This is a genomic window from Methanocalculus sp., from assembly GCF_030651615.1.
Taxonomy (GTDB): domain Archaea; phylum Halobacteriota; class Methanomicrobia; order Methanomicrobiales; family Methanocorpusculaceae; genus Methanocalculus.
In genome coordinates this window covers 1-4,162 of sequence record NZ_JAUSCG010000035.1, presented here as the reverse complement: position 1 = coordinate 4,162, position 4,162 = coordinate 1, and the positions used below count along the sequence as shown (strand labels likewise).

Below are 4,162 nucleotides of genomic sequence, written 5' to 3'. Positions count from 1 at the left end.
CCGCAGGAAAGATCTCCATAGTTATCACGGAATCATTCGCTGGACATCCATCACGAGGATATCCTTTGCCCCGGCACGTTTTACCGTGTTGATAAGTTGGTACACCCTCTCTTCTGCAACAACAGCATGAACCGCAACGAGGTTCTGTTCAGATGCCACATCCATCACCGTTGGCCCGGAGAGGCCGGGAAGCATAGAGCGGATCTCATCGAGACATTCGCGCCGGACGTTCATCATCAGGTAACACTGGCCTTTCGCCCGTATCACACTGTCAAGAGCAAGCGTAATTTCATCAATCTTCTCCTTATGCAGTGTTGATGAACTCCTGTTTGCGATGAGCCAGGTAGAACTCGAAAAGACATCCGCAAGGATCACAAGATGGTTCGTACTGAGGGTGGTCCCGGAGCTCGTCAGATCAACAATTGCATCCGCAATTCCAAGATGAGGGGCAGCCTCACAGGCACCTGAGACCGAGACGACCGATACATCAATCCCACGATCTCCAAAAAATGATCGTGTGATACCTGGAAACTCGGTTGCTATCTTTTTTCCGGATAGATCACGGAGATCCGAATACTCTGAATCTTCCGGAACAGCAACGACGAGACGTGCCCTGCCCAGCCGGAGATCAAGCAGTTCAACAACATCTGATCCCCGCTCTGCAACCATATCAAGACCGGTGATCCCGAGATCAGCAACACCCTGTGCTACATACTCAGGGATATCAATCGGACGGACATAAAGGATCTCGATATGCGGATCAACAGTCTTTGCAATCAGCTGTCGATCCCCACCGTTTATGATATGAATGCCGCTCTTCTCTATGAGATTCGATATCGGCTCTGCAATCCTTCCTTTGTTTGGAATTGCAAGCCTGAGAAGATCAGAAGGTCTTGAGTTCACCTTTAATGACCCTCTCGGTGATACTGGAGATATTCGCAAGCCGGTTATTGACGATCTCCTCGACTTCACGTGAGATGCTGCCAAAGTCAGCACCATCAGCCGGTATGACCTGGACGCTGGCAACGAGCGGATGATCGATCGGATGTCCGATCTGCGAGAGGAGACGGACATACATCTCGGTGATGCCATCTACTTTACCACAGGCTTCCTTCGCAATTTCGGTTGAGAGCAGGTTGTAGATCTTACCGATATGGTTGATTGGATTCTTTCCGCTGGCTGCTTCCATGCTCATCGGGCGGTTTGGTGTAATTAATCCATTCACCCGGTTACCTCTGCCGACAGATCCGTCATCGCCCATCTCTGCGGAGGTACCGTTGACCGTCAGGAAGAGACTCTGACTTTTAATATCATCAGCTGTGTTCACCGCAACAGACACCCTCCGTTTCGTATACCGCCGTGCGACAGCCTCAAGCTCCTCCTTCATGATCTCAGTCACCTCAACATAGTCGTTGATGGATGAGCAGTACCGGTCAACCATCGCAGAGGCGATGGTGTAGGTCATCTGATCACCATGACGCAGCCCCATAATCTTCAGATCATACCCTATCATCGGATTTTTTGGCCTGAGAACTGAGGCGATCTCCTCATCCATTGCCAAAATGATCTGCTCCACCTCAGAGAATGGAGCATGTCCGACACCAAAGGAAGTATCATTTGCACGAGGTACCGCATTTCCGCCACATGTGCGGAAGACATCGCAGAGATCGGTCGAACCGTCACCCATTCTGCAGTCGACGATGATGTCCCGCTCCATATTCAGGGTCGGAAGGGTTTGTTTAAGATAGGTTCGGGCTGCTTCAACGGCTGTTGCATCGGTTGGGATTACTGTGCCATTGAAACATTTTGTCGCCCTCCCGGTCAGCAGAAGGTAGATTGGCCTGACGATCCTGCCACCGCCAAACGATGGCAGGGATGCACCGGCAACAACCTCTCCCTGATCAGTGTTGTGGTGGAGGACAGCATCACACTGGTCTTCATATTCCCTGCAGAGCGCACGGCTGATCGCCTCTGCCACTCCGTCTGCAATGCTGTCGGGGTGCCCGATGCATTTACGTTCAACAAGTTCTATAGCCTGTTCTTCAATCGGCATCTGCCGAAGAGATTCAACGTTGATAGTGCGTTTCATGAGAAACCTCAATTGGATTAAGTCAGTACATAAAAAAAGACTGTATTTGATTTAACATTGTTCATCTGGTGAGCACCACCTCAGAACGAAGCGTAAGCCTGCAGGTCCCATCACGGAAGACCCTGATTAACCCCCCGCTCTCAGATACGGTGATTCCAACAGAAGGTACGTCCCGTGTGATAGCAGCAGTTGCCATATGCCGTCCCCCTAAACCTGAAGGAAGGCTCACACCGCGTGAATCGGCATCAATGTATCTCCCCGCAGCGATGATATAGCCCTCTTTTGTGATGATGAAGACGCCATCCAGCTGGGCAAACTCTTTTACGCTCTCCCAGTTCTCCCGGTTCCTGATATCACAGACAGAGAGGGGATGACCTGCATAGGGGTTTAAGATCGCCTGATGTGATCTGGCAAGGAGAGATGAACCATCACCGATGATGAAGGCGGTTCCGATGTTTCTTCCTTCTCTCCCTTCATGCGCGATTTCAAGTGCGAGTGTGAGTGCTGAGTGAAGAATCTCAGGTGCTACGATATCCCGGTAGCTTATGAGATCGAGGTAATCACGCCCTTCTCCAACATCATAAATGAGTATGGCAAACGGGAAGACCCCAATGATAGTTCCGGATGATATCTCGGTTCTGAGATGATACTGGACCACCGCATCAAGGATATGATGCTCACAGAACTCAAGAAGCTCCTGCATATTCTTTTTGATCATCAGATCGGGCTGGTGCTCTTTCACCCAGATAACAGGTATTTCCGCCTCAGCCGGCATTGAATCAAGAAACGACAGGATTGCAATGGCATCCACTGTTCGTGCAAGTTCTACGGCTGATGCCATCAATACGTGTTCCTTCTTCACGATCATATCAGTTCTGCAATATATTTTGGAAGCTCTGAAGGGCGTGTGGCAACACAGATACCCATCGCCTGTAGCCGCCTGATCTTCGATGCCGCATCCCCTTCTCCGCCCTCAATGATCGCACCCGCATGACCCATTCGTTTCTCTTTTGGAGCAGAGATACCTGCAATATACGCAATCAGAGGCATATCGAGCGAGAGGGCGGCTTCTGCGCCATCGATCTCAAGGGCACCACCAACCTCACCAATGAGAATGACGGCTTTTGTATATGAATCTTCACTAAACTCTTCGATACAGTCGACGAAGGTCTCGCCGATGACCGGGTCGCCCCCGATACCAACAACAGTACTCTGGCCGATCCCGGAACGGGTCAGTTCATCAACAACCTCATAGGTGAGTGTTCCACTCCGGGAGATGACGCCAACAGGTCCTCTTTTGAAGAGCGGGGATGGCATGATACCGAGTTTACATTCACCCGGAGAGAGGAGACCAGGGCAGTTTGGGCCGATAACAACAGACCCGCAGGACCGTGCATAGGCGATTGCCCGCATCACATCATGGACAGGAATATGCTCGGTGATAGCAACTATCGTCTCGACTCCGGCATCGGAGGCCTCCATGATCGAATCAGCAGCAGCTCCTGCCGGGACGAAGATGACAGATGCGGTTGTGTCATGCACCGCCTGTGCCTCGCGGACCGTATCATAGACAGGGACACCATGAATATCACGGCCACCTTTGCCCGGAGTTACCCCGGCTACGACACCTGCACCGCCGACCTCACGTGCATACCTGTTCATCAGGTCGATATGAAATGCACCCTGGTTTCCGGTTGCACCCTGAACAAGAACCCTGGTGGTTTTATCACAATAGATCATGAAGATGCCTCCTGTACAGCGGCAGCGACCGCATCTTCCATCGTATCGAGCATCATGTACCCTGCCCCCTCAAGAAGAGCACGTCCTTCAGCCTCGTTTGTGCCTGCAAGCCGGACGATCACACGCTGGGAAACACCGGCAGCAATTATCCCCCGTGCCACCTCATCGCACCGGGTGATGCCACCGAGAAGATTAACGACGATCACCTTTACAGAAGGAACAGATGCAACAAGCGAAACAGCATGCATCACGCGATCGGACCCGGCACCCCCGCCGACATCGAGGAAGTTGGCTGCCGCAGAATGATGATGGGCGATGAGATCAAGTGTCGCC

The 4,162-nt window shown here is 51.8% G+C and carries 4 protein-coding genes and 1 pseudogene; all 5 read right to left on the bottom strand.

The genetic code is table 11. The annotated features are described in order from the left end of the window. Nucleotides 1–24 precede the first annotated feature (24 nt). Nucleotides 25–903, bottom strand: coding sequence for an ATP phosphoribosyltransferase (hisG, locus tag Q7V06_RS01460; protein ID WP_304837006.1), 879 nt, complete (start codon nucleotides 901–903; stop codon nucleotides 25–27). Further along, a complete protein-coding gene (locus tag Q7V06_RS01455; RefSeq protein ID WP_304837003.1) occupies nucleotides 884–2,089 on the bottom strand; it encodes a methionine adenosyltransferase in 1,206 nt (401 codons plus the stop codon). Before Q7V06_RS01455 ends, hisG begins: the two co-directional genes overlap by 20 nt. A 61-nt stretch (nucleotides 2,090–2,150) precedes the next feature. Beyond that, complete coding sequence (locus tag Q7V06_RS01450) at nucleotides 2,151–2,930, bottom strand: diadenylate cyclase (protein ID WP_304837000.1); 780 nt, start codon at nucleotides 2,928–2,930, stop codon at nucleotides 2,151–2,153. Between the two features lie 23 nt (nucleotides 2,931–2,953). Continuing rightward, a complete protein-coding gene (sucD, locus tag Q7V06_RS01445; RefSeq protein ID WP_304836997.1) occupies nucleotides 2,954–3,829 on the bottom strand; it encodes a succinate--CoA ligase subunit alpha in 876 nt (291 codons plus the stop codon). After that, a pseudogene (locus Q7V06_RS01440) lies at nucleotides 3,826–4,162 on the bottom strand (succinyl-CoA synthetase subunit beta); the annotation flags it as partial. The pseudogene Q7V06_RS01440 and the gene sucD, both read right to left, overlap by 4 nt.

Coding starts and splice junctions, on each gene's coding strand:
- Q7V06_RS01455 (WP_304837003.1), bottom strand. CDS start 2,089: ATGAAACGCACTATCAACGTTGAATCTCTTCGGCAGATGCCGATTGAA.
- Q7V06_RS01450 (WP_304837000.1), bottom strand. CDS start 2,930: ATGGCATCAGCCGTAGAACTTGCACGAACAGTGGATGCCATTGCAATC.
- sucD (WP_304836997.1), bottom strand. CDS start 3,829: ATGATCTATTGTGATAAAACCACCAGGGTTCTTGTTCAGGGTGCAACC.